Genomic DNA, 24,926 nt, shown 5'->3' with positions numbered 1-24,926 from the left:
TTATGGCTGACGGTTGATGCGCACGCGATAGGTCAACGTGGCCTTGCCGTTTGCTGGAACTGATACTTTCCATTCCGCGACGCCGGATGCTCTCTTGATATGAGGTTGCGATTCTGAAACCATCGCCCAGTCACCTGGTACGGGTTCTCGTACAACTACTGTAACCGATTCTTTTTTTGCACTCTTCAATATAATTTGAAAAGCAGCTTCGACTACGCCATCATGGCGCCCTTCCCCACCCGATCTTTTGAAGTCGGTCTGCTTTTTATCAGCAGTCACATCAAATGCTTCGCCCAATTTCAAGCGGATAGATCCATTTCCCGGCGTATGGTCGATCTGATCTTCGCCCACGAATTGCGCGTTACCCTGCGAATCTTTTTTATAAACCCGTACCGTTCCCCTGGGTAGCGGAAGACCAAGATTGTCGCCGGTATTTTGAAACTCAAGAAATACGCCAACCTTCGGTATCTGGCCGAGGTCCGCACTCTGGCTGAAGTAATAATAATCCGCTCCGGACAGCAGAAATTGCTTCGTGACGGAAATATGATTCGCAGACATCAACGCTACCTGCTTGGTCTGAGCCTCCGCCAACGTCGTGGATCGCGGGAGCGTATAGAGATGATAATCAAGCAGCGACTCCGGCTTCATCTGCATGGCATCCGCCGCTTCCGCCATCATGCCCATCACTTTACGCTGCATTAGGGGCCGCTGACGGGCCCGGTTCAGATCACCCGCCACGAGTTGCAGCCGGGCATTCGGATAAGCCATTCCACTTTGATTGATCAGCGTAACCCAACCGTTGAAGTCGAGATGATCCTCACGATCGCTCAATTCCGCCATGTAGTCAGCGCGCCAGGAGAGGCCCGACGTTAAATAGGAGAGTTCAAGGTTCTGTTCGCCCTGAACAGCATTGATGAGCGAGATCACCAGGGTCGGCTTATCGCGCAAGCCCTCTGGTAAACCTGGAAACGCCAGTCTGCCCGGATTGCCCGCCTCGATACGATCGCCGAACTTGAGTACTGCCCCATTATTTGCTGCGAGCACTATAGCCGTTTCTCTGGTTTCAGCACCCGTCACGGGGTTGATGCGGATAGCAATTACTTCCTTCCCGACATACTTCTCCAGTAATTTTTCCGGCGTCAACAGATCGGAATCAAAATTCTGCTCCAGTAGCCGAAATCCGGTGGAGTGCGTCAGATTACGCAGCTGCGCCGTTTCAGGGCGTATCTGACCGGAGATGTCACGCCAGGCCAGCTTGTTGAAATCCAGGCCGAGCTTGACCCGGCGCGTATCTTTCACCAGCGCCAGATCGTCATTGTAAATGGTAACAGCCATGCCCTTTTGTTCAGCAGCAGTGATGACTTTCTCATCACTGGCGCCTCCGGAAGCCGCGACAGCACCGAAGGAAGCCATCGCCAGGCTCACGGTGACAATTCCCGTTACAAATATTTTCAGCATTTCATCCTTGATTCGGTTCTCTTACTCAGCAGGCTCTGTAGTGGACTTATTTCCGGTGCCGGAATACCCCTGCGCAACGCGATAATATACACGCCGCAGTGGCTTACCGTCCCGAATGATCGCCAACTCCTTTACCGGCCCCGGTTGAACGAGCGCGGGTGTAATATCATCCACGCCTGCGATATCATGTTCGAGCTGATGAGGCTTCATGCCCACCAGTATAATCGGCCGGGTCGTCGGTGGCTCGGATGGATACCAGAAATCGTACATGGCGGCGTTCTGGCCGAACATGTTGCGCGAGCGTATGTCCATCGGCTCCTCTTTATTATAGAAAGACAAGGCGCTGGCGACCGACCACCGGCTCATTCCCACCACGATAGGCTCTTGCCCGCCCTGCTGTCGAACCGCGGCTACAACCCGCTCGACCTCCTCTGTTGCCTCTCGCCAGAAGTAGTGTTGATTAAAAACCGCGTACGGAACGCCGGGTACGCCGAGCACAACATAGTGAAGTGCGAATGCGTAGAGAAACAAACAAACACCGATGGCCGGTTTCCACGCCGCTCTGACACGGTTTGCCAAACCTTGCCTACTATCGGTTTGTCCTATCATCCACGCCATCGTGGGCAGCGCCGCAAGCCATACCGGCGCCGTCCAGTGAAACTTTGGCGCTCCAAACAGACTGAGCCAAAAAAATGCGGCGAGCGGCACGACGGTGAATACACGTATGAACAGGCGCCGCCTATGCATGTGCAGATTGTCGGCGCCATTTTTGCCCAATAATGCCAAGCCCGCAGCCAGCATGCCCACGGGCGTTAAAACCAGCAAAATGTGGACAAACAACAATTGCAACGAAAATTGGCTGCCTATCCCCGTAGCCCGCTGCGATTGAAATCGGATCGATGCCCAGTCGTGCTGGAAATTCCAGATGATCACGGGGGAAAACAGCAGTAGCGCAAGTGCGGCGGCCAGATAGGCATGCGGACGGCGCAGCCAGCGGCGCGAAGCGGGGTCCAGGATCACAAACAGCAGCGCCGCCGGACCCAGCAGGCCCAGCGTGTATTTCGACAGGATGCCCAGGCCGAATGCAATACCCATGCCCAGCCAGGCCGAACGCTCATCGGCTATCAATGCGCGTTCCATGTAGTAGAGCGTGGCAGCCCAGGCGGCCAGCAGCGGCGCATCCGGCGTCATGAGTGCGGCAGGAACAAAGCCAAGCGGCAACACCGCCAGCAGCATCACTGCGCGCATAGCGGTCGACTTATCGTACAGATTGCGCGCCAGCGCATACAAATAAGCCATCGTTATCAGGCCACAGCAAAACGAGCCGATCCGGACTCCGAACTCGCTGTTGCCGAAGATCGCGGTGCCAAGCCAGATCAGCCAGGCCACCATGGGCGGGTGATCATAAAAGCTCAGGTCCATGTGCTCGGCATAGGCCCAGTAGTAAGCTTCGTCGGGAATCAGTTCGGCTGTGCCCAGATAGATCAGGCGCAACAGGACGGCAAAGGCAACGATTCCAATCGATGCGACCCGCCAGCGCACTTCCGGCGAGGGCGGATTCACGCTGACGGGAAATACGTAGAATGCGGTGCCGAAGTAGTTGATGACGGCCGTTGCGGCGATGGCCGGGAAGATGGCCAGAAACGGGGGCAGGTGCCAGCCATCGATCAGCAGGGCCAGTACGCCGCCGCGCATCAGTAACGCAAACATGCCTACGGTGAGGGCGCGGCCCAATTGATTCCACCGCAGGTCGCCTGCATGATCGCGGAATGATCTTCCGGAATGGAGTGAGTAATTCACCGCTGCGGCGGTGAAGAAGCTCATGATGTGCGCCAGGGCGAGCCCGGAACCACGGCTCATGAGGAATTGAAACAACAGCGCGTCTATGGCGACGCTCAACAATCCGACTGCGGCAAAGCGGCCGGCGGCACCGACCGGGACGGTACCGCCGGCCAGGGTCATGAGGCGTTGCAGGTAGGCCCACTGCGGGCGGACTGATAATCTGGAGGTGCCGTGGGTGCGATGGGTGCCATGACGAACGCGGATGGGCACTTCCACGACCCTGAGTTTGCCTTGGCCGGCCATGAGCAGTTCGAGCAGGAGTTCATGGCCGTGTGCGGGTTCGGCAATGGTGGCGGCCAGTTCCCGCCGGAAGGCGAAATATCCCGAGGTGGCGTCGTTTACGTCGCAGAGGGGGCGGGCAAGCCAGTTGGCGAGGCGCGAGAGCCATCGGCGCGGCAGGGGCTCTCCTTCGGTGCTGCCGCCCGCTACGTAGCGACTGCCGATGGCGATGTCGCAGCTTCCTGCCAGTATGGGGGCAATCAGGGCGGGCAACCGTTCCGGCGGGTAGCTCAGGCCTGCATCCATCACGACGATGATATTCCCGCGTGCCGCTGCCGCGCCGGCCAGGATGGACCGGGTGAGACCGGGTTTTTCCCGACGTTCGATCAGCCGTACATTCGCCCGTTTTTCCCAGGCACGCACTTTGGCGGGCGTGCCGTCGCTCGAGTTGTCGTCAACAACAATGATCTCGACGTCCTCCGCCGGCAGGTCAAGCTCGTACAGGCGCGTCAGCAAGGGGTCGATGTTGTCGGCCTCGTTGAACGTCGGGATCACTATGGAAACTTGAGAGACGCTGGCTATAGCTGTATCAGGCAACTCAGGCGGCGTTGAGGGGGCGGGAGGCAAAGACGGGAAATCAGTTGTGTCAGACAAAATTGGTCAAGATGCACGTAACTGTTATTTTTCTACGAGGTGCGCGGTGTTTCTTGTTTCAATGACGAAAACGATAGTTTCACCACGATAGTTTCACGGCACGCGGAAGCGTAGCACAATTCATAGCGGCGCGCCTCGAAGACGCTGATAATGCAGAACAGGCGGCTAAAAACCGCGGATGCAGGCGTTTCCCCCCGTATCCTTCACCTCGGCTGGTTTCGCCGTAGCGGAAACAAGATTTCGTGCATACACATCTTACGGTATGCTAGTATTAATGCGGTTTAATTTTTTTTCAATCCACGCGGGGGACACTGATGAAAAATATACTGAAATCGTTACTGCTATTATCTGCAACGTTATTCTTTTCTTCTCAGGCTGCGGCGGGGGAGGATGGCTATTTCAAAGGCGTAGGCATCAAGCTCGGGCATGGCGCCATGAACGCCGTAACAGGCGTGGCGGAAGTTCCGAGAAATATGCTGTATGAGTCCAATGACAAAGGCATCGGCTATGGACTCACCACCGGATTGTTCAAGGGTATTGGGTATGGGGTGGGCCGTACCGCTGCCGGCTTTATAGATCTTGCCACGTTCTTCATTCCGAGCAAACCGATAATCGCACCTGGCTATGTGTGGGAAAACTTCACGACCGAACCAACCCACTTCCGGCCATGGAGGTAGAAATTATATAATTTCGAAGCAGACTTGTTCGCCCGTCTGTCATTTTATAAAAAGGGAGCCTGGACTCCCTTTTTATTTGCCCATCCGGAATCAATTCGGTTACCGAATGATAGTTCCATACCTGATTCAGTATCGCAAGAATAATAAACCGCGGCAGAAAATACGCCGAAAGCGTTAATTTTTGGAATGCCGTGCACATATCCCTCAGCGGTATGCTAGTATTAAACTTGATTTAATTTGTTAATCCACTTAGGGAGGTATCGATGAAAAATATGTTGAAACCGCTGCTACTGCTGTCTGCTCTGTTGTTCTTTTCACCTCAGGGCGCGATGGCCGATACTTACGTCGAAAACGTAGGTGATAAACTCGCTCACGGCGTTGCGAATACCATAACAGGCATAGGGGAAGTTCCGAAGAACATGATAATGACGACCAATGAGAAGGGTATTGGTTACGGACTTACCGCTGGATTGGCGTCGGGAATCATATATGGAATTGGCCGTACATTGACGGGCGTTGTAGATCTGGTGACCTTCATTATTCCGACCAAGCCTATCATTTACCCCGATTTTATCTGGAAGGAATTCGACACCAAGCAAACCCACTTCCATCCGGAATGGAAGCTACAAAAATAATACGTTTTGCCTACAGGCGTATCCATTTGCCATTTCATAAAAAGGGAGCCATCGCTCCCTTTTTATATGCTGGGATCAATGCGATTAGCATGAACAGCACAATTGCACATACGGCAGCCCCGATGTTCTACGGAAGCATCCTTGCATATCAGCGGACTCTGCCGCATATCCCCACCCTCTGAGTTCGCCCACGAACTACTCTTGGACGATGAATATAGCCAAAGGCAGGAAATTTCCTGTTTGAAGCATAATCCTAAATCCAGTAGGTGACCACTCATTTTTCAGCTCATTTGTAAACTAAAAGCGATGACCGAAAAGGATTTTTTGTACCCATGAGCTTTACCTCTTCGGTGAACTCGCTATGGGGCGGATTCGGGATAATGTTTTCAACAGGCATTGCCACTACACCTCAGCGGTATGCTAGTATTACGCGGGATTTAATTTGTTCCACTTTTGGGGGGTATCGATGAAACGTATACTGAAACCGTTGTTGCTGCTATCCGCATTGTTATTCTTTTCGCCTCAGGCGGCGGTCGCCGCCAGCTATGCTGCGGATGCCGGCGACAAGCTTGCGCACGGCATGGCGAACCTGGTAACAGGCATAGGAGAAGTTCCAAAGAATATGGTAATGACGACCAATGAAAAAGGCATAGGTTATGGACTTACGACCGGGGTGTTTTCCGGAATCGTATCCGGGATTGGCCGATCGTTGACCGGCATCGTCGATCTGGTGACGTTCTACGTTCCGACCGAGCCGATAATCACACCTGGCTATGTCTGGCAGGACTTTGACACCAAGGAAACGCGCTTCGACAGCAAATGGAAGTCCAAAGACTACTAGCTTTGGACACAAGCCTATCCGTCTACCATTTCAAAAAGGGAGCCATTGGCTCCCTTTTTTTTGTATATTGGAATCAATGCGGGTAGCATGATTAATTCGCTACGGATGTATGTGCCGCCTATATAACAATTGCGATTGACTCCTCTGGAGGCAGGCAGTGATGAATCATAATATTCTTGCACGCCGGCCCGGCGATTTAGACGTTGGCTGGGCTCAGCGTGTCATTAACAAACATCATTCCCGTACAATCGTATCGAACGTGAATATTGTTTCTGTCGATATCGGCACGACCACGCGAATTCGTCTCGCAATTGAGCACAATGGACCTGCAGCACTGCCTAGACAGTGGTTCGTAAAACTGCCGTCGCTGACGTGGCGCGCACGAATGATCACCGCTTTGCCAAGATTGTTACATACAGAGGTGCGCTTCTATAATGAAGCCGCTCAAGCCATACCCATCGCGATACCCGGTCTATTGGCGGCACAGAGCATGCTGGGGAAAGGATCGACGCTGGTTCTGAGCGACGTAACAGAATCCGGCGCGATTGCCGGGCATACCGGCGATGCCCTGACGGCGGCACAGGCTACGCTCGTTATTGAACAGCTTGCCCGCATTCATGCTCATTTCTGGGGAAAAGCCGATCTCGCGCGAACTTATCACTGGCTGGCGGCACCGGTACGTCGCCTGGAAGATCATCTGGGCACCGCCCTGGCTGTTCCATTGATGAAGCGAGGATTGCATCGGGCTGGAAAGCTCATCCCTTCGGCTCTTTATCCACTGGCCGTTCGCTATGCGCGAAATCGCCACCAGGTAATGCGTTTTCTTTCTAACGCGCCGCAAACACTCGTTCATCATGATTGCCATCCCGGCAATCTATTCTGGAACCAGTCTCGACCTGGCCTTCTTGATTGGCAGCTTGTACGCTTCGGGGAAGGTATAGGGGACGTTGCCTATTTTCTTGCGACTGCGCTTGATCCGGAAATCCGGCGAGCTCACGAGATGAAGCTTTTGTCGGTTTATATACAGGGGCTCAGAGATAACGGAATCACAGGCATCGATAACGCTGGTCTATTGCAGAGATATCGCGCCCACCTTATCTATCCCTTTGAAGCAATGGTTGTGTCACTCGCCGTCGGTGGAATGATAAAGCTGGAAGCCAATCAAGAACTCATCCGCCGGACAGTGGCTGCTGTAGATGACCTCGCTGTCTTTTCCGCCATTCCGATATGATGCGGCAGCTTTCAGGAAATCCGGCAGATTGACAGGTATTGTGCCGCACCGTAAGTCGGCACAATTCTCCGTCAATCTCCATGTGCATTACTCTTATTTCCAACGAGAGAATCAGCACCTCGTAGCGCCTAAAATTGTGCCCGCTATCGATGCGCCTTGCCAGGCTGTACCGTACCCGGTACATGTGTTCAAGCTGCACGCATTTTGTAAATTGCGTTACACTGTACGGCTTCCGATCCCACCTTCAGCTCGTCTTTCAATCATAGGTGTTCGCTTCAGGAAAACATCATGAACGATATTCTCAAAGCCAGGCTTGACGCAATTGACGCTGATTGTGAAAGCACCGCGAAAATGGAACTCGACACGCTGTCCGAGGCTGCTCTCCATGACAATAACAATACAAAAAACAGCGTGCCGTCTCCGCAGGCGATCGAGGCTGTCTGGCTCAAGCTCATCGTCAGGAAAGAACATGAGTTTATCGATGAAATCGCCCAGACTCTGAAGCCAAAATCCGCTGGTGGATCTACTATCCAGTCTGTTGTTCCGGATAAGGAATTTGTGTCTACCGTTGAGGCAATGGTGGACGCCATGTTCGCGGAGGATCGGTATGTGGATCGAATGCGGGATTTCTATCACCTGGCGGCCAGAAAGGCGCCTGTGGATGAGCCCGCCTCCCCCAGGCAGGCAAAACGGCCGGACCTCATCGATACCGCATACCGAACCGGCATCCAGAATGCGCTACGCCGATCACGGCAAACCGTCCTTAGGGAATTCGACTTGTATAAACCGCTCAAGGCACCGGAAAATACCGGTTTCCTATCGGAGTGGCGCCATTACTCCACCTTGAGCCCATGGAGATCCCTCGGCGCAATCGTAATGTTGAGTTTAATGTCCTATCTTATCGCTTTTATCATCGCAAGCGACTCATTCCGTGGATTGCTCGAACGCTTTGGCTGGTCCCCCGGAACCGGACTTTAGCACTCGGCATCGAGTGAGTCGAAGAAGTCGGCGCTCTACTCACATTGAATTTAAATCCATGATGGCATCGATAACCATACCGGTACCTGCTGCTATCAAAAGAATGTCCGCCGCGACACGCACATAGCGGTAACCCGGCCCAGGCGCGCCCAATTGCCTGATCAGGTGAGGCGGGAGATCATAAAACACCACATTCCGGGGCAAGGCGCGTCCCACTCCCCATTTTCTTGCTTGTCCGGGCGGCATGCAACCGTTGTACTTCTTGGCCAAGCCTGGCGGACAGCGGCCGCTCTGAAAGCGGGGACCATAGTAATCGAGGATAACAGCGCGTTGCCTCGAGTCAAAACTACCCGGCAGAACTCGCATTCCGTGAGATCGATAATTCTGATTCTTGCCCTTGTTCCAATTTTTTTCCTTTTGATGGCGATGTTGATTCGCCTTATGATCGCCTCCCCCCTTCTCGGCAAATACGGGCATGGAGATGCAGAATATCGAAAGCGCCATGGCCGAAACAAAAAACTTCAAAAGTGCTTTATACATGATCTGTACCTTGGAAATTATGAGCTTGGCCGGGGAGTATCAAGCTGATCCAGCAACCACCCGTCCAGCTTTGGACGCAATTCATCAAGTGAACAATAACCCGTGTTGAGCAGGCGGTAATCCGCCCCGCTCTGCCCGATTACAGTGGGAAAGCCATGCACACCCCACTGACTTGCCTTCTGGAAATGTTCAAGCGTCAGGCGCTTCGCGATATCGGACTCGAACGCCTGCCCGAACTGCTGGGCATCTATTCCCACCCTCGCGGCGAGTTGTGACAGCACAATGGGGTTCGTCACATCCTGTTGCTCGACGTAGAACGCGGATTGCACCATCTTGAAAAAAGAAAAGATCGCTTCGCGGTTGATCAAGGATACGGCAACCACTCCGCGGCTGGCGGGTTCGGTGTCGTAAACAAACCCTTCCGGCATCGCACCTTCGAACCGGAATGGCTGCGCAGTCCGTTGCTGCACAGCACGCCAATGGTGGAGTATCTGTTCACGTTGCGTCGGGAGCATCGGTTGTTTCGCCCCTGGCCGCAAACCACCCAGTAATAGCTCTACCTCAAACCGGCCACCATACTCACGCTGAATCACTTCGATTACCGGAGAGAAACCCCAGCACCATGAACACATGGGGTCAGCGACATACCAGAGCTTTCTTTCACTCATACCGGACGAGATTCTTCCATTCTTGTCGTGCAAAATGGGAGATAGTCAGCCTGCGTCATGCTTGGCCACCTATGGATAAGTTGTGCAGGCTGAGCTCAGCCGGTGCATCAACCAGCCCCGATATGCTTCGTGAAATTATGCAGCGGCGCGCGAAGCTTTCTTGCGTTCGTGCTCCTGCAGGAAACGCTTGCGAATGCGAATGGTCTTGGGGGTAATCTCCACCAATTCATCATCGGCGATGAATTCAATCGCGGACTCGAGAGTGAGCTGGATCGGCGGCGTCAGGGTCACGGCCTCGTCAGTTCCGGATGCGCGAATGTTGGTCAACTGCTTGCCCTTTATCGGGTTGACGACAAGATCATTATCGCGGCTGTGAATGCCGATCACCATTCCTTCATACAGGCGATCCCCTGGACTGACAAACATGCGCCCGCGCTCCTGCAATTTCCAAAGCGCATACGCTACGGCTTCACCCTGCTCTGCGGAAATCAGTACGCCGTTCCGGCGTGCGGCTATTTCCGGCCGCATCGGTGCGTATTCGTCGAATACATGGCTCATCAGGCCTGTACCTCGCGTCATGGTCATGAAGTCGGATTGGAAGCCGATCAAACCCCGCGCAGGAATACGGTAATCCAGCCTCACACGTCCGCGCTCATCCGAGACCATGTCCTGCAAATCGCCGCGGCGCGCGCCCAGCGCCTCCATTACTCCACCTTGATGCGTCTCTTCAACATCGACGGTGAGCATTTCGAACGGCTCGCACTTGACACCGTCAATTTCACGAATCACTACGTGCGGACGCGATACGGCAAGCTCATAGCCTTCACGACGCATGCTTTCCAGCAAAATGGTCAGGTGCAGCTCGCCCCGCCCGGAAACTAGAAACGAATCGGTATCGTCCGTTTCCTCCAGCTTCATCGCGACATTGGTCAGCAGTTCCTTTTCAAGGCGCTCGCGCAATTGACGGCTGGTGACAAACTTGCCTTCCTTCCCGGCAAAAGGCGATGTATTCACCTGGAAGTTCATCGTCAGCGTGGGCTCGTCCACCGCACGCATCGGCAGCGCCTCGGGCCGGTCAATATCGGCCAGCGTCGCCCCGATACTGAGTTCCTCGACACCATTGATCAGAACGATGTCGCCCGCCATGGCTTCTTCCAACTGGACTCGCTCGATACCGCGAAAACCCAGCACCTGGTTGACCCTGACCTTCTTCGGCGCATTCGATCCGTCCAGCACCAACACATCCTGGGCGGGCCTGAGCCGTCCACGGCTGATGCGGCCAATACCGATACGCCCAACGAAACTTGAATAATCAAGCGCAGCAATCTGCAGTTGCAGCGGTTCGTCGGGATTGCCTTCGGGCGCTGGGACGTGCTTGAGTATGGTATCAAAAAGCGGACGCATATCGGCACTGGTCTGCTTCAGGTCCAGCATGGCATAGCCGTTGAGCGCTGAGGCGTAAACCACTGGAAAATCCAGCTGATCTTCATTCGCGCCCAGCTTGTCGAACAAGTCAAAAGTATGATTCACCACCCAGTCGGGGCGCGCACCGGGACGGTCGACCTTATTGACGACGACTATGGGGCGAAGCCCCAGCGCCAGCGCTTTCTTTGTGACAAAACGGGTCTGCGGCATGGGGCCTTCGACCGCATCGACCAGCAGCAGCACGCCATCCACCATGGATAGCACCCGCTCCACCTCACCGCCAAAATCGGCATGGCCGGGTGTATCGACGATATTGATGTGCACGCCCTGGTAATCCACGGCACAATTCTTGGCGAGGATCGTGATGCCGCGCTCGCGCTCGATATCGCTTGAATCCATTACCCGATCGGCAATATGCTGATGCGCGGCAAAAGAGCCTGCCTGGTGCAGCAATTTATCCACCATAGTGGTCTTGCCGTGATCGACGTGGGCGATAATAGCGATATTTCGTATGGAACGGGACATTGGTAAATCCTCAGTCGGAACGACAAAAGGGCAGCATTATATCAGATAGCCAAGGAACTCGCCTGTATCATTGTACGGCCGAATCCCTTCACCGTCACTTCGCAAAACGAAGACCGGAGGTGGCTTATAAAAAAGGATTGCCTCTGATGGTAACAGACAAAACCCCGGAAGAACCGGGGTTTTGTCTGACAATGCTGCCCTGCCGCGACCATTTCGTGCCTGACTTCCACTGTCTTTGTTTGTCCTGGACAGCTGTCCTTGGCATCTTTCAGGCAGGCGTTTCTCTTCTTTTCTTACTTGGCTGCAGGCTTGTCGTCTTGCCGAATCTGGGTGGGGCCGGTGATCGAAATATCCTTGCGGATTACGCGCATGTCAATGAGGCTGTCGACTTTCGACAAATCATCCGTCGACCTGAACGCACCCGCTTTTGAGCGATAATCAATGATCGCCTTGGCTCTGGGAGCGGTGATACCTGGAAGAGTCCGAAGCTCGGCCTCGGTAGCGGTGTTGATGTTAACAACCGCGTGGGCGCCGGTAAACGGTAACACGGTGACAAGCATCGTGACAATGGTGATAAGTAATTTTCGCATGGATTTTCCTTTAGATTAAAAAAAGAACAACACTTAACTCTTCATCAAAATGCTATGAAAGGCTGGCGTTTGGGGGGAAACAATGAATGAAAAAAAGTCCCCGACGGAGAATATCAGCAATTCGCGCTTTCCTTGCTTAATTTTTCTCTGAAAGATACGAAAAGCATCATATTGCCATCTTCGAAACTCAAGCATATCCCGCGCCATGACAATAAACACCGACTAATATCACCTTTACAGGACCTCGCTGGAAATCGTCGTTCCCGGTAATGCTGCTTGCGAATAACTGTAGCGATCACTGAGAAGTAAATCTTGAGCTCGTTCGTAAGCAGACTCATTATACCGTGACGTGCAAGAAACCAGTGAAGTACCCTACCCTGGAACAAGGAAATCGCTGCCCCAGGATCGAGACAGGAACCCCGGGTCAGGCTTCGAGCTGGCGATCCACGGAATCCCGAGCGTTGCTGGTACGTCGGTGATAGACGATCTGCTTCAAACGCTCCAGATCGTTCAGCTTTACACGCCTATACCGGCTGCTGATGAGGCCGTCATCCTGAAACCGTGCAAATATACGGCAAACGGTCTCCTCCGCGATTCCCAGATGGTTTCCTATATCGCTGCGCGACATGCTCAGGTCGAATTCGGTAGCCGAACAATGGCGCCGTGCGAACTGCTGAGACAGGCTGAGCAAGAACGTAGCCAGACGCTCTTCAGCATTATGCTTGCCCAGCAATAGCAGCAATTCATGGCTGTGATGGATTTCCGCGCTCATGATTTTGAGAATTTCGTGCTGAATGGCGGGATCCGTACTTGCCAGCTCTTCAAAGCGATCGATGGAAACTTCACAAACAGAGGTAATTCCCGTCGCCTGGGCTTCACAGTTATGTTGCCGGCTCTCGATGGCGTTCAAACCCAGCAATTCTCCTACTATGTGAAAACCGATAACCTGCACCTGCCCGTCCTCGGTGCTGACGCTGGTTTTGACTGATCCGCCGCGGATGACATACATGTATTCCATCGGCTGCCCCATGCGATACAAAACATCTCCGCGTTTAAACACGTGCTTTCTTTTGACGACTCGCTCAAGCAAAGATGCGTCACCCGTCTTCAACCAAAGGGACATGCATAACTTATAAGCGCCACAATCCCTGCAATCCAGGGGAACGTCAACCGGGTTATCAGTAGCGGGTGATATATTCGACGAGCATTTGGTCATGTTAGCTCCGCTGAAAATTTTACAATCCGTCCGGGCAGCTTTCGCCCAGGCGGTTTTGACCGCCAAGTGCGGCCTCCGGTAAATCGGTCAGTTTATATCTGCCGCTTACGACCATGGCGGCAAGCAGGTCCAGGGTCTGGTTCTGCAACAGCTTCACGATCTCCTGCTTGATTGGCCACCATTTGACATGCATCGGACAGGGCGTTTTATCACTGCAAACCTTGAGTCCCAGCACGCAGCCATCGGTGAATCCGGGACCCTCGGTAAGGATGGCGATCTGCATCAGATTAATTTGGTCGCTATTTTCCCTCAGGCAAAAGCCTCCTTGTTTTCCGCGGAAAGAATAAAGCAGGTTGCCGCGGGACAAGTCTTGCAGAATCTTGGCAAGATAGGTTGGGGACGACCTCAGGTGGTCGGCAATGGTGCGATTCAGTACGGCCACGCCACGGGGTTGCGTTGCCATATAAATAAGGGCCTGAATGGCATACTGAGTTGTGCGGGATAAAATCATCGCGAGATCACAAAAAAACTGTCATGTAACAACCCTGGATAAAATCCTGCAATTGTTACACGAGCCAGTAGACGAATATGAACAGGCCCAGCCAGACCACGTCCACAAAGTGCCAGTACCAGGCAACACCTTCAAAGCCGAAATGATTCTCCGGCGTGAAATGACCCAACAGTACGCGGCAATAGATGACGAACAGCATAATGGAACCCAGCGTCACGTGGAAGCCGTGGAAACCCGTCAGCATGAAAAAGGTTGCGCCATAGGCGCCGCTCGTCATCTTGAGGTTGAGGTCGGAGTAGGCATGGCCGTATTCATAAGCCTGCAGGCCGACAAAGAGAAACCCCAGGGCAAAGGTGAGGAACAATCCCAGTTTGAGCTGGCCGCGCTTATTCAGCTTGAGCGCCCAGTGCGCCCAAGTGACCGTCACCCCCGAGGTCAACAGCAGGACGGTATTGATTGCCGGCAGGCCCCACGGGCCCATGGGGAGGAATTTCTCGGTGATGCCGGGACCGGCTGTCGGCCAATCCGCCGTGAAATTCGGCCACAGTATTTTATGTTCGAGATCGCCCAGGTCGGGAATGGAATGCGCCCGCATGTAGTACAACGCGCCAAAGAAGGCGCCAAAAAACATGACTTCGGAAAGAATGAACCAGCTCATCCCCCAGCGGAAAGACGCATCCACCTGCTTATTGAACTTGCCGCTCTCGCTTTCGCGCGCCACGGTGCGAAACCAGCCGAACAGCATGTAGAAGAGTATGGCAAAGCCCAATGTCAGCATCCCATAGCCCGCTGGCATCTTATTGACCGAGAATGCGGCGCCAAACCCCATGAATAGCAGCGCTATCGCCCCGGTCATGGGCCAGGTCGATGGCGCTGGAACGTAATAGTGACTTCCTTCCTGGCTCATGCTCTTTCTCCTGCTTGTAATTTACCGGTTATTTGCCGAAGTCCGATCAACAACGGTAAGCTTGCCATAAGTAATACGCCACCGGTAGGACCAGAGAGTAAGCAAGTACGAACAACGCTGTTCTGATCGATGCCAACTTTCTCTCGATGTCCACGTTTTCCGGGATATCCATGTCGTCGGACATATTCATATGCTTTGACATATCGCTCTCCTGTCTCGGCTGTTACTTAATGACGGGCGGAACTACGAAGGTATGATAGGGCGCGGGAGACGGCAAAGTCCATTCCAGCGTTTTCGCACCTTCCCAAGGTTTTACCGGCGCTTTTGCACCCCCGCGGATGCACTTCAGCACTACGTAAAGGAACAGCAATTGCGTGGAGCCGAAACCAAATGCGCCTATGCTGGAAATCATGTTGAAATCGGCGAATTGGAGCGCGTAGTCAGGAATACGACGCGGCATGCCCGCCAACCCCAGGAAATGCTGCACAAAGAATGTGAGGTTGAAAAAGAACATGGATAGCCAGAAATGCCATTTGCCCAGCGTCTCGTCATACATGTGTCCGGTCCATTTCGGCAGCCAGTAGTAAGTCCCGGCAAATATGGCAAAGAGTGAGCCCGATACCAGCACATAGTGGAAATGCGCAATGACATAGTAGGTATCCTGCACCTGGACATCGATCGGCACTATCGCGCACACAACTCCGCTGAATCCGCCAATAACGAACAGGAAGATGAACCCGATAGAAAACAGCATGGGTGTCTCGAAGGTCATGGAACCGCGCCACATGGTGGCGGTCCAGTTGAATACTTTCACGCCGGTCGGAACCGCGATCAGCATGGTGCCATACATGAAAAACAACTGTCCCGTTACCGGCATGCCGGCAGTGAACATGTGGTGAGCCCAGACGATGCAGGACAGGATGGCGATCGAGGCGGTGGCATACACCATCGAGGAATAGCCGAATAATGGCTTGCGCGCAAAGGCCGGGATAATTTCCGAGACGATGCCGAACGATGGCAGGATCATGATATAGACTTCGGGATGGCCGAAGAACCAGAAGATATGCTGGAACAATACCGGATCACCGCCGCCGGCTGCATTGAAGAAGTTGGTGCCGAAGTTGCGGTCCGTCAGCAGCATGGTGACCACTCCCGCCAGCACCGGCATCACCAGAACCAGAAGATAGGCGGTGATGAGCCAGGTCCATACGAACATCGGCATTTTCATCAATGTCATGCCCGGCGCCCGCATGTTGAGGATGGTCGTAATGATGTTGATTGACCCCATGATGGACGAAGCGCCAAGGATATGAATGGCGAAAATCATCATATCCATGCCTATGCCCATCTGCACCGACAGCGGCGGATAAAATGTCCAGCCACCGGCAGCCGCGCCGCCGGGCACGAAGAACGAGGTAATCAGCAGCAAAGCTGCCGGGGGCAATAGCCAGAAACTCCAGTTGTTCATACGTGCAAAAGCCATGTCGGGCGCCCCGATCATCATCGGTATCTGCCAATTGGCGAAACCGACGAACGCCGGCATGATGGCCCCGAACACCATCACCAGACCATGCATGGTCGTCAACTGGTTAAAGAACTCCGGATTGACGACTTGTATGCCGGGCTGGAAGAGCTCGGCGCGGATAGTCAGCGCCATCACGCCCCCGGTCAGGAACATCAGAAAACTGAACCACAGATACATCGTACCGATGTCCTTGTGGTTGGTCGTAGTCAGCCAGCGCATCATACCGGTGGGATGGTGGTCGTGCGCGTGTGCAATATCGTCTTGTACTGCCGCCATAATTGTCTCCTTGATGCTGGTTTTTTAAAACGTACTGTTGATGGAAAGCGGCCGGCACATCAAGCCGCGGGAGTGATCGCCACAGGCATGCACAATGTCGCTATCGCAACGGTCGCGGTTGCAATGTCGTGGCATGCGCGCCATGGTGTCCCCCTTGATGCTATTTTCTGAACTGGTTGATTTCCGATGGCTGCACCACGTCTCCTGCGGTATTCCCCCAGGCATTACGTTCGTAGGTGACCACCGCCGCGATTTGTACATCCGACAGGTGCTTGAACCTAAATCCGGTAGTTGACCGCTCATTTAATAGACCAGTACTATGATTAATAACAATATTTCATATTATTTGACGTTCACCTTCCAGCTGAGGGCGCTACGGGGTGAATTGCACAGTTTTTGAGGCACATGGCTGCGTTGCAACTCCTTGGAATGGAACGACCATTCCGCGTCGTTGCGCCTTGCCCTGCACCTCAAAAGCCGTACACTTCACCCCGCCCAACTACCGGATTTAGGTTGAATGCAGCCATTGCCGTGCCGGCCTTGCCATTCATGACAATGTCGACATGGCCGGCCTTGGGACCGTTGGCGATCTTCGAGCCGTCCAGCGCGGCAAAGGTCCCGGGTATGCCCTGGCCATTGGCCTGATGGCAGGCAACACAGTTGGCGGCATAGACTTTCTCGCCTTCGGCTTTCAGTTCGTCCGCCGTAAATACTTTGTTCACGTCCTCGGTCGCCGCAGCGGTCTTGCTTTTCTGTTCAGCCACCCACTGGGCATATTTCTCCGGCGTCACCGCTTGGACTACGATCGGCATGAAGCCGTGCTCCTTGCCGCAGAGTTCGGCGCATTGGCCGCGATAGGTGCCAGGCTTTTCAATGGTGAACCAGACGTCGCGTATGAAGCCGGGGATGGCGTCCTGCTTTACGCCCAGGGCAGGTACCCACCAGGCGTGCAGTACGTCGTTGGCGGTGAGCAGTACGCGTATCTTCTTGCCGGTGGGCACAACCAGCGGGTTGTCCACTTCCAGCAGGTAGTTCTCACCCTTGGGCGCGGTGTTTTCGATCTGGTCGCGGGGGGTGGACAGGCTGCTCAGGAAACTGATGCCTTCTCCTTCGCCCGTCAGGTAGTCATAACCCCATTTCCACTGGTAACCGGTGCTCTTGATGGTGATCTCGGAACTGGAGGTGTCCTTCATGTCGATGATGGTCTTGGTGGATGGATAGGCCATGCCAACCAGGATGAGAAACGGGATGCCGGTCCAGATGATCTCGACCGTGGTGCTGTGATGGAAGTTGGCCGCCGGGTAGTTCAAGGATTTGCGGTGCTTGAGTATGGAATACAACATGACCCCGAACACGCCCACGAATATCACCAGGCATATCCATAAAACCAGCGTGTGAAGATCATATATCTGCTGGGCTATCGGCGTTTGCGGCTCGGGCAAGTTTAACTGGTAAGGATCCGCCGCTGCCGCCATTCCCAGCCCGGAATACAATGCGGTCGCCACAATCCCAACTATGGTTGCTGCTGCTTTGCTACTCATATCTCCCCCACCTGGTCGCTGATTGCCAATGATGAAAGTCCTTGTCCAAGCCAGAGATAAAACTTTGATAATTATCGGTTTTATGAGCTTCTTCCGGAAATGAATCCAAGATCGCTCCGGTTGAACATTAAAGATAATCGGACTTTCTTATCCGGTATCAAATCGTATTGCGCAACGCGCATTGAAACCTTGATAAATGTCAACTTTCATGAAGGTTTCCAGAAAAAAAACAGGCTTAGCCCGGATATTTCATAAATTTGCGTGATGATTGCGCAGGATTTTGTTTTGTAGGGAAATTTTGTGAAAGAGTGGCGTAGTTATTCATACGTCCGACTGAGCGAAATTTACATACGAAACAAAAGACCAGCGAGGGCGCGCGTCAATTTATGAAACATCCGGGTTAGGATCATCGCGTGACTGATCTAGCGCCATGGCGCTATGGTGTCAACAAGGGCGCGCGCACGAGCAGCTTGATTGCCGCATCAAGCGCAATTCTTGCCGGATGGCTAAGCTCGATGAGCGTAGCCATTAGCGACGCGTAACTTCATGGATGAATGCTGAGCCCGGTGACTTTACGGATGAGCCCTGGGTCTTGGGTGCTGAAGCGGAAAACTCTTTTCAGCTTTTTTTGTATATTCGACTACGGATATTTCCGTTAATCCCTTCAGGTTGACCTCTTCAAAAGAGTCCCTGCTTATGTTCGAGCCGCCAGGGACCTGCGGGACTGTCGCGGCACAAGCCGAATACCAGGGATGGCGGGAGCGAAGGAACGGTAAAGCGCAAATCAAGAAACGATACGCAAACACCATTTCCTGTGAACTCGATCTGGTTGAGCGCAGGAAATGCTGCGAACCGGCGAAACGGTGCAAAAATATCCTGCGTCCATGCTTCATGGGCGAGATGGCGCTGGGAATCCGTATCACCAAATCGCCCACGTCGTATCCATTTCGCGGCTGAGGCTGGCTGATAGCCTGCGGCAATCCTCTCCCACATACCCAATATCCCACTTGCTGGATCGGGCGGCTTGCGGCTATGGGTTCGCCATAGATCGATCAAAGCAACCTGATAGTCATCGCCATGGCTGACGATGACCTTCCAGTTAAAAGGCGACAGCGGTTGAGGAAAAGCATGGACTTCGGCTTCGAACAATCCGCTATTTTCAGCGTAAGCCTCGCCCACCTTGACTGCGTGAGAATGCAGAATGCCCTGAAACCCTACGTAGCCTCCTAAAACCAGGAGGGCGATCACGGCTGGACGCCGCCCCTGAGGTCGGAGCATGGCCGCCGCGAGGCCGATTGCAATAATTGCGGTGAAATAGGGGTCGATTATAAACGTGAATGGAATCGCGAAACGATGACTGGAAAAGGGTGCCAGCAGCATCGTGCCGTAGGCGGTAAATACGTCGCCCGCGATATGAATGGCTATGCCCAGAGCGGCCGTACTATAGATCGCCCGCCACGAGTAGCGTTGACGCAAGATAAGGGAAAGCAGCCAGGCTAGCAGCAATGCCCAGGCCGGCAAGAGTACGATCGAGTGAGTAACGCCCCGGTGCAGGGTTACGTAGGTGAGCGGATCAAACAGGCGCAATACAAAATCGCAATCGGGAAACGCGGCGGCCACGAACCCGACCGTCGTACGCACGCCTGACGTCAATTCACCCGGGGCCGGCCTCATCGGCGCGGTTGCCCGCGCCAGCAGTGCGCCGCTTAAAGCATGGGTCAGCGTGTCCATGCCGCTTCAGCAGCGATGAGAGCGATGCGTGCGTTTGGGTTCGGGCCCAAGGTGCCTCAGGTACTTCAGGTACCTTGTGGCGCTTTTTCGCTGCCCCCTCTTTCTTCCATGCTGCGCCCGGTAAATACGAGGCGATCCAGGTTCTCGGCCATCGAGAGGCACCCGTTGAGAAACCGGCTGGTTCTGGCTGCACCGGGAGAGTTATCGCTCATCCAATGGATGAACGTGGCCAGATAAATCGTGGTGAGCCCGGTCTCTTCCAGGGCGCGCCGGAAATAAGTGGCATCCCGGCCCGCCGCCTCGCGCATCCATTGAACCGTACGGCTGATACGCATCAGTGCGGGGAGCTGAATATGGATGTGCCCCGGCTCCAGTTTGCCGTAGATCATCTGCCGGGTTGTCTTGCGATAAGGATACAGCGCGCCCAGCCATGTCATGATCAAGCGGTGAAGTCGCCGGCGCGGCGTCAGATATATAAAATCGGAAGCCTGCGCGGCTTTGAGCATGGCGCTATCGGCTCGCTCGAACCAGGCATCGACAATGTCCTCTTTCTCGCGAAAATGCGCACGCACATCGTCCAGGCTGATTCCCAGCACAGCTGCCACATCATGCAGGCGCACGGCTTCCCATGATTTCTGCTCGCCGAGCCCAACCGCGGCACCGACAATCTGATCGGATGTTGCCATATTTCCTCCGATGAGTTATTGATTCGGAATGGAAAAATATTTCAGCTCAATCTGGCTTAAAGTGTAAAACACATCCATCGCATTATCAATACCGGCGGCTCGTATGACGAGCGTGATCTGAGATGCCAACGGGATAGCCTGGTTACATCAGGCTTACATCAAGCGGCTAGGTAAATCAGATGTGCAAGGTGTAATCTGTAATCATTAACCCCTTGCTCATAGCCGGCATGACCGCCCGGCCTGTGCTTCAGCGGAAACATGCTTTTGCTGTTATCCGGTTATCTTCGATCGTCTCCCTACTGCAAATTCAGTCGAACCTTAACGTATAAAGCACATCTATTGCATTATCAACACCCGCTCGTGTGACGAGATTGATTCTGGGGGTCAATGTATAGGTAAGTTTGGTTACGCCGACCACGGCAGTCAGTCCTTGTTCATAACTGATATAAGCTCGCTTCGAAAGCCGTTTACCGACAATGCCGACCTGTCCCATCAAGGTATCGCTTCCCGCCTGTTTTATGGTTAGCTCATCCACGCCGATCGCCTGGCTGATCTTGTCCGTGATACCCCCCGATTGCCCGCCCAGAATAGACGCGGCTGCGGCGAGCAGCAATGATGCATCGGCCTTTCCTCCAGGGGCGCGGCCCAGCGCGATCCATGAAAGTTTCTCGAGATCGGGTACAAGCGGGGTGGATACCAGCCGTACTTTAGGTTGACGCACGCTTCCGGTCACTTCGACGCCGGCCTCTACCGCCAGCCCTTTGCGCACAGCAAGTACATTCAGCGCAGGATCGTCAATCGGCCCCTTGAAATCAACGATACCCCGCTCGACCGCCAGACGCTGGCCATAAGCTTCGAAACTGGTATCGCGCGCAGCGATGGTGCCAATGGCTCGCAATCGATGCCCCGGCTCGCCGCGCAGGCTCAACTGGCCAGCCAGTCTTCCCTCGAGACCCGAGGCACGGATATAGAATTGATCGCCCAGATCGAGGTTGGCCTCCATATCGACCCGCAGGCCCTTCCGGTCGGGCTGATGGTCAGAGGACGCTCCTCCCGTAACGATGACATCATCCGGCAAGTGCGGGTTACCAGCGGTTGGCTGGGCAATCAACCCCGCGTTTGCGGCAAGGCTGCCCTTCAAGGTGAGCATGTTGTTTTCCAGGCTGGCGCGGCCATTTCCCGAAGCAATGATCCAGCGATCCGGCCGCTGTGCCAACGGCACGAGGTCGGCGATAATTTCCAGATTACCGCGCTGCCCCTTTAAATCCATTACGCCCGATGCGCTCAGACTGCCCGGCCCTTTGGCAAGCTTCAGGTTCTTGAGCAACCGGTCATTGGGCGGGGGCACGTGAGGGGCGGTAAAATTCAGAACATCCATACGTAAGGATTCCTGGTCGAAGCTCGCTGACAGTTTTCCCTGCTCAAGCCGCACCCCCTGCTCCAGCAGCGCCAACGCCAGATCGTCGCCGTGTATCTGCCCGTCCAGACGCGGGCTGCCGAAAGTGCCGACGACATCCGCTCGCAAGGCAAGCCGCCCCCCCGTTCGTATATTGTCATCGAACGCCGGACCAGCCCAGGAAATATCGTCCATATCGACGAGTAGATTTCCCGTAAGGGTTGCAGCGGGCAGTACCGTCCAGTTCATGGCAGACTCGGCGGATCTTGTGACAGGCATGGAGACTGAGGCACTCGCCTCACCCAGGCGCTTTCCTCTCGCTTTGAATTCTCCCGTCAATCTCCCGTCCACGGCCTGGGCAGCGAGCTGAAGCGTCTGCAAACCCAGTGGCAGCGGCGAGTCGCCCCCCGGTAATATCCAGTCGCCGCTTTCACGTGCAACGCTAAGGCTCCCCGTCAGCCGCGCCCCCGATGCGATGTCCCATCTGCCGCCCAGCCGAAGTGCTTCATTATCTTTCGGCCCGTTCTCGACTGCATCGGTGCCAAGGCGCAGTCCAATCCCGGTAAAATTACCCCTGCTACTCCATATTTGGGGCGTCCACTCAATTCCATCGATCTGCGCGGTTCCGCCGGCAACGATAAACTTTGCTGCGCCAAACGATACGTGCCTGGCGCTCATGCCCAGCGGCGCCATACCCGCCAATTGAAAGGAAAATCGACCGGTTCCCGACAGTTCGGATAATTCTCCCAACCATTGCGCGTTTTGCCACTGCTGAGCCGGTTTGTTCAATTCGCCCGCTGCTCGCAGCGCCAGGCTCTGGTGCTCATTCAAGCGAGCGGCCACCCGCACTTCGTGCCACGATCTTTTACCTTCCACTTCCAGCGTCAGGTTTTGCAACAGTGTTTTTTTCTTCGTTGCATAATCCGCAGCCGTTATCGTTAATGCGACGACGTCGCCATGCAGGCTGCCATCGACCGCTACACTGCCAAAATGGTGCTCGCCTGGAAGCGCAAGATTATTCCCTTTTGCATTGAACGTCATATCCGGCCATTGAAAACCATGTCCTGAAAAATCGGCAGAACCACTCTCCAGGACCGCCCTGGCAGCAAGGGAACCGCTGAGTCCGTGCCCCATCTGTACAAGAGCCGGTGCGGCAAGCTCGAATTGCAACTGGTCGCCTTTGCGGCCGAAGCCGCCGCGCGCGGTGAGGTGATTGCTACCGAGCCGCACCTCGACCTCGCCCCTGGCTCTGCCGAAACCCGCAATCTCAACTCGGCCATGGCCGCTCACGGACTGTTTCGCCACATGACTATTCCCCATCTTGAAACGTATCGCGCCTGCCGGGCCGCTTGCTGTTCCGCCCGCTGTCCCGGGCTCCAGCTCGCCGGCCAGCGCCAGCGTTGCGTTGAGGCTGGTTTGCGGCGCCTGTGCAAATGCGGAAACATCGAAATTCTGGAGCTTGCCTTCGAAATTAAATACCCGTGGACCGCTTAACCCAAGCTGGCCTTGACCTGCAAGTTGGGACCGGCCATGGCTGAGGCTCATCTTGTCCAGTGTCAAGACATCACCTGCCCGTACCATATGGGCGTCCAGGCGCGACGCCTTGTCGCGAAGCGAGAGAGAAGCGTTTTGATTCTGCGTGTCGCCGCTGAGCTTTACATTGCCATTCAGGCTCGCCGGGCGCAGGCGTGTATCAAGCTTGGCAGGATCGATACGGTTAATTATCAGATCCGCTGATCCTGTCGCCTCCTCTAGCTGCCAGGCAAGGCTGCCTGAAACGGTTCCCCCGCCTAACGCCACCAGCATCAAATCGTTGAACTGGAGTAATTCGGCAGACACTATCGGTTGCGCACGCGCTTCAAGCACAGGTAAGCCGCCCTGATCAAGCGGTTTGGGCGCACTGTTCTCCACCGAAACGCCACCTTCGAGCTGCCCGGCAACGACCTCGTGCAGGTTTGCCTGCACCGTGAGACTCGCTGTCGGCGCACCGGCGGAAAAAACATGCGGATCAAGTCCGCTCGCAGACAAGCTCAGCCCGGCGATAAAAACAGGACCATAAGGCTGCAGTTGCGCTTCGCCCTGTCCTGTCAACCCGGCGCCGCTCCCTTTCGCTGTCATGTCGAGCCGCTCCAGGTTGCCTTTGACGATGACTGAAATACGCGAACCAGTGGTTTCAAACGCCGAGAAATCGGAATTCGCAAGCTCGGCCAGTTCAGCTTCGGCATGCAGATCGAATGGCCTGATACCGTCCAGCTGGCCCGACGCGATCAATCTGCCGAATTCGAGGTTGGTGCGCAACCCGGATAACCGATGCCTCCGGCCGTTGCTTTCCAACTCCGCCGTGAGCTCTGCCGCGACAAATACCGGCCTGTCGCCCTCTTCATTCATTACGCGTAACGTGCCGATATCGAGTTTATGCAAAGACAGCGAAAAAGGCAGCTCCAGGCTTGCGGGCAAGGATTTTGGTTGCGAAGAGGGTGACGAAACAATCTCCACTTCTTTCACCGACAGTGCTGTAATCATCACATGGCCCGAGCGCAACTCACCGGGTTGCCAGTTCAGTTTTACATCTCTTGCAATGACAAGCAGATCGTCACTCGCAAAGCGAATGGTCCGCGCGCTAATCGATCCCGAAAGCGCTCCATCCAGTTCTTCAAACGAGAGATTGTCGCCGCTGATATGCGAGACTGCCGATGCGAGCGACTTCAGCCCGGATGTGCTTGTCGATAGCCAGATGCCGATGCCCGCAGCCAGGGTAACGAGGGCAACAAGCGCTAGCGCCGCCCATTGCCATCGCCATTTTTTCATGGCGGATTTTTTGGTCTGGCCTTCATCCGGAAAGTTTGGCATGGCG

Annotated in this window: 21 protein-coding genes; 6 read left to right on the top strand and 15 right to left on the bottom strand. The window is 54.5% G+C overall.

Going from position 1 to position 24,926, the window contains the following annotated elements; all coding sequences use genetic code 11:
* Both F822_RS13335 and F822_RS13330 read right to left on the bottom strand, forming a co-directional pair.
* Entirely contained in the window at positions 1–1,458 is a 1,458-nt protein-coding gene (locus F822_RS13335) for a DUF4139 domain-containing protein (protein WP_025040223.1), read from the bottom strand.
* 21 nt (positions 1,459–1,479) lie between these two features.
* Positions 1,480–4,116: a glycosyltransferase family 39 protein gene (locus tag F822_RS13330; protein ID WP_231623521.1), complete on the bottom strand. Its 2,637-nt coding sequence runs from the start codon at positions 4,114–4,116 to the stop codon at positions 1,480–1,482.
* A 371-nt stretch (positions 4,117–4,487) separates the two neighbouring features.
* On the opposite strand from F822_RS13330, the gene F822_RS13325 reads away from it, so the two are divergent.
* The 5 genes from F822_RS13325 to F822_RS13300 all read left to right on the top strand — a co-directional run bounded on the left by F822_RS13325 (position 4,488) and on the right by F822_RS13300 (position 8,535).
* A complete protein-coding gene (locus F822_RS13325) occupies positions 4,488–4,850 on the top strand; it encodes an exosortase system-associated protein, TIGR04073 family (RefSeq protein ID WP_025042245.1) in 363 nt (120 codons plus the stop codon).
* A 263-nt stretch (positions 4,851–5,113) separates the two neighbouring features.
* On the top strand, positions 5,114–5,485 hold the full coding sequence (locus F822_RS13320; protein ID WP_025042244.1) for an exosortase system-associated protein, TIGR04073 family: 372 nt from the start codon (positions 5,114–5,116) through the stop codon (positions 5,483–5,485).
* Positions 5,486–5,951: 466 nt separating this feature from the next.
* Positions 5,952–6,326 carry an exosortase system-associated protein, TIGR04073 family gene (locus F822_RS13310; RefSeq protein WP_025042242.1) on the top strand — a complete coding sequence of 125 codons (375 nt, stop codon included), beginning with the start codon at positions 5,952–5,954 and terminating at the stop codon, positions 6,324–6,326.
* 160 nt (positions 6,327–6,486) lie between these two features.
* Positions 6,487–7,557: an aminoglycoside phosphotransferase family protein gene (locus tag F822_RS13305; RefSeq protein WP_025042241.1), complete on the top strand. Its 1,071-nt coding sequence runs from the start codon at positions 6,487–6,489 to the stop codon at positions 7,555–7,557.
* A gap of 288 nt (positions 7,558–7,845) precedes the next feature.
* On the top strand, positions 7,846–8,535 hold the full coding sequence (locus tag F822_RS13300; protein WP_025042240.1) for a hypothetical protein: 690 nt from the start codon (positions 7,846–7,848) through the stop codon (positions 8,533–8,535).
* A gap of 39 nt (positions 8,536–8,574) precedes the next feature.
* Here F822_RS13300 and F822_RS13295 read toward each other — a convergent pair whose 3' ends face one another.
* From F822_RS13295 to coxB, 10 genes are all read right to left on the bottom strand, one after another.
* The gene (locus F822_RS13295; RefSeq protein ID WP_025042239.1) at positions 8,575–9,075 is read right to left on the bottom strand and encodes an RcnB family protein; all 501 of its coding nucleotides are present in this window, start codon (positions 9,073–9,075) and stop codon (positions 8,575–8,577) included.
* Positions 9,076–9,092: 17 nt separating this feature from the next.
* Positions 9,093–9,743, bottom strand: a complete 651-nt coding sequence (locus F822_RS13290; protein WP_025042238.1) for a DsbA family protein — start codon at positions 9,741–9,743, stop codon at positions 9,093–9,095.
* 135 nt (positions 9,744–9,878) lie between these two features.
* Positions 9,879–11,693 carry a translational GTPase TypA gene (gene typA / locus F822_RS13285; RefSeq protein ID WP_025042237.1) on the bottom strand — a complete coding sequence of 605 codons (1,815 nt, stop codon included), beginning with the start codon at positions 11,691–11,693 and terminating at the stop codon, positions 9,879–9,881.
* Between the two features lie 293 nt (positions 11,694–11,986).
* Positions 11,987–12,283 carry a ComEA family DNA-binding protein gene (locus tag F822_RS13280; RefSeq protein WP_025042236.1) on the bottom strand — a complete coding sequence of 99 codons (297 nt, stop codon included), beginning with the start codon at positions 12,281–12,283 and terminating at the stop codon, positions 11,987–11,989.
* Positions 12,284–12,707: 424 nt separating this feature from the next.
* Positions 12,708–13,406, bottom strand: a complete 699-nt coding sequence (locus tag F822_RS13275; protein ID WP_231623520.1) for a helix-turn-helix domain-containing protein — start codon at positions 13,404–13,406, stop codon at positions 12,708–12,710.
* Between the two features lie 112 nt (positions 13,407–13,518).
* Positions 13,519–14,010, bottom strand: a complete 492-nt coding sequence (locus F822_RS13270; protein ID WP_025042234.1) for an RrF2 family transcriptional regulator — start codon at positions 14,008–14,010, stop codon at positions 13,519–13,521.
* A 55-nt stretch (positions 14,011–14,065) separates the two neighbouring features.
* The gene (locus F822_RS13265; RefSeq protein WP_053111354.1) at positions 14,066–14,917 is read right to left on the bottom strand and encodes a cytochrome c oxidase subunit 3; all 852 of its coding nucleotides are present in this window, start codon (positions 14,915–14,917) and stop codon (positions 14,066–14,068) included.
* A 46-nt stretch (positions 14,918–14,963) separates the two neighbouring features.
* A complete protein-coding gene (locus F822_RS15455; RefSeq protein WP_156304425.1) occupies positions 14,964–15,119 on the bottom strand; it encodes a hypothetical protein in 156 nt (51 codons plus the stop codon).
* Positions 15,120–15,140: 21 nt separating this feature from the next.
* Positions 15,141–16,718, bottom strand: a complete 1,578-nt coding sequence (gene ctaD, locus F822_RS13260) for a cytochrome c oxidase subunit I (protein WP_025042267.1) — start codon at positions 16,716–16,718, stop codon at positions 15,141–15,143.
* A gap of 470 nt (positions 16,719–17,188) precedes the next feature.
* A complete protein-coding gene (gene coxB, locus F822_RS13255) occupies positions 17,189–18,259 on the bottom strand; it encodes a cytochrome c oxidase subunit II (protein ID WP_082204651.1) in 1,071 nt (356 codons plus the stop codon).
* 413 nt (positions 18,260–18,672) lie between these two features.
* Here coxB and F822_RS15895 point away from each other — a divergent pair, with 413 nt between their 5' ends.
* Entirely contained in the window at positions 18,673–18,801 is a 129-nt protein-coding gene (locus F822_RS15895; protein WP_269430513.1) for a hypothetical protein, read from the top strand.
* A gap of 136 nt (positions 18,802–18,937) precedes the next feature.
* Here F822_RS15895 and F822_RS13250 read toward each other — a convergent pair whose 3' ends face one another.
* The 3 genes from F822_RS13250 to F822_RS13240 all read right to left on the bottom strand — a co-directional run bounded on the left by F822_RS13250 (position 18,938) and on the right by F822_RS13240 (position 24,922).
* Entirely contained in the window at positions 18,938–19,990 is a 1,053-nt protein-coding gene (locus tag F822_RS13250; RefSeq protein ID WP_025041513.1) for a metal-dependent hydrolase, read from the bottom strand.
* A gap of 65 nt (positions 19,991–20,055) precedes the next feature.
* The gene (locus F822_RS13245) at positions 20,056–20,676 is read right to left on the bottom strand and encodes a TetR/AcrR family transcriptional regulator (RefSeq protein WP_025041514.1); all 621 of its coding nucleotides are present in this window, start codon (positions 20,674–20,676) and stop codon (positions 20,056–20,058) included.
* A 307-nt stretch (positions 20,677–20,983) separates the two neighbouring features.
* On the bottom strand, positions 20,984–24,922 hold the full coding sequence (locus F822_RS13240; RefSeq protein WP_025041515.1) for a translocation/assembly module TamB domain-containing protein: 3,939 nt from the start codon (positions 24,920–24,922) through the stop codon (positions 20,984–20,986).
* Positions 24,923–24,926 lie beyond the last annotated feature (4 nt).

It is taken from the genome of Nitrosospira briensis C-128, from assembly GCF_000619905.2.
Classification (GTDB): domain Bacteria; phylum Pseudomonadota; class Gammaproteobacteria; order Burkholderiales; family Nitrosomonadaceae; genus Nitrosospira; species Nitrosospira briensis.
This window is presented reverse-complemented; position numbering and strand designations above follow the sequence as displayed.

Bases quoted from the DNA above. Each gene is read 5' to 3' on its own strand.
- F822_RS13305 (WP_025042241.1), top strand. From the start codon at position 6,487: ATGAATCATAATATTCTTGCACGCCGGCCCGGCGATTTAGACGTTGGC.
- F822_RS13335 (WP_025040223.1), bottom strand. From the start codon at position 1,458: ATGCTGAAAATATTTGTAACGGGAATTGTCACCGTGAGCCTGGCGATG.
- F822_RS13325 (WP_025042245.1), top strand. From the start codon at position 4,488: ATGAAAAATATACTGAAATCGTTACTGCTATTATCTGCAACGTTATTC.
- F822_RS13300 (WP_025042240.1), top strand. From the start codon at position 7,846: ATGAACGATATTCTCAAAGCCAGGCTTGACGCAATTGACGCTGATTGT.
- F822_RS13270 (WP_025042234.1), bottom strand. From the start codon at position 14,010: ATGATTTTATCCCGCACAACTCAGTATGCCATTCAGGCCCTTATTTAT.
- F822_RS13290 (WP_025042238.1), bottom strand. From the start codon at position 9,743: ATGAGTGAAAGAAAGCTCTGGTATGTCGCTGACCCCATGTGTTCATGG.
- F822_RS13280 (WP_025042236.1), bottom strand. From the start codon at position 12,283: ATGCGAAAATTACTTATCACCATTGTCACGATGCTTGTCACCGTGTTA.
- F822_RS13295 (WP_025042239.1), bottom strand. From the start codon at position 9,075: ATGTATAAAGCACTTTTGAAGTTTTTTGTTTCGGCCATGGCGCTTTCG.
- F822_RS13275 (WP_231623520.1), bottom strand. From the start codon at position 13,406: ATGTCCCTTTGGTTGAAGACGGGTGACGCATCTTTGCTTGAGCGAGTC.
- F822_RS13310 (WP_025042242.1), top strand. From the start codon at position 5,952: ATGAAACGTATACTGAAACCGTTGTTGCTGCTATCCGCATTGTTATTC.
- F822_RS13245 (WP_025041514.1), bottom strand. From the start codon at position 20,676: ATGGCAACATCCGATCAGATTGTCGGTGCCGCGGTTGGGCTCGGCGAG.
- coxB (WP_082204651.1), bottom strand. From the start codon at position 18,259: ATGAGTAGCAAAGCAGCAGCAACCATAGTTGGGATTGTGGCGACCGCA.
- typA (WP_025042237.1), bottom strand. From the start codon at position 11,693: ATGTCCCGTTCCATACGAAATATCGCTATTATCGCCCACGTCGATCAC.
- F822_RS13250 (WP_025041513.1), bottom strand. From the start codon at position 19,990: ATGGACACGCTGACCCATGCTTTAAGCGGCGCACTGCTGGCGCGGGCA.
- F822_RS15455 (WP_156304425.1), bottom strand. From the start codon at position 15,119: ATGTCAAAGCATATGAATATGTCCGACGACATGGATATCCCGGAAAAC.
- F822_RS13240 (WP_025041515.1), bottom strand. From the start codon at position 24,922: ATGCCAAACTTTCCGGATGAAGGCCAGACCAAAAAATCCGCCATGAAA.
- F822_RS13265 (WP_053111354.1), bottom strand. From the start codon at position 14,917: ATGAGCCAGGAAGGAAGTCACTATTACGTTCCAGCGCCATCGACCTGG.
- F822_RS13320 (WP_025042244.1), top strand. From the start codon at position 5,114: ATGAAAAATATGTTGAAACCGCTGCTACTGCTGTCTGCTCTGTTGTTC.
- ctaD (WP_025042267.1), bottom strand. From the start codon at position 16,718: ATGGCGGCAGTACAAGACGATATTGCACACGCGCACGACCACCATCCC.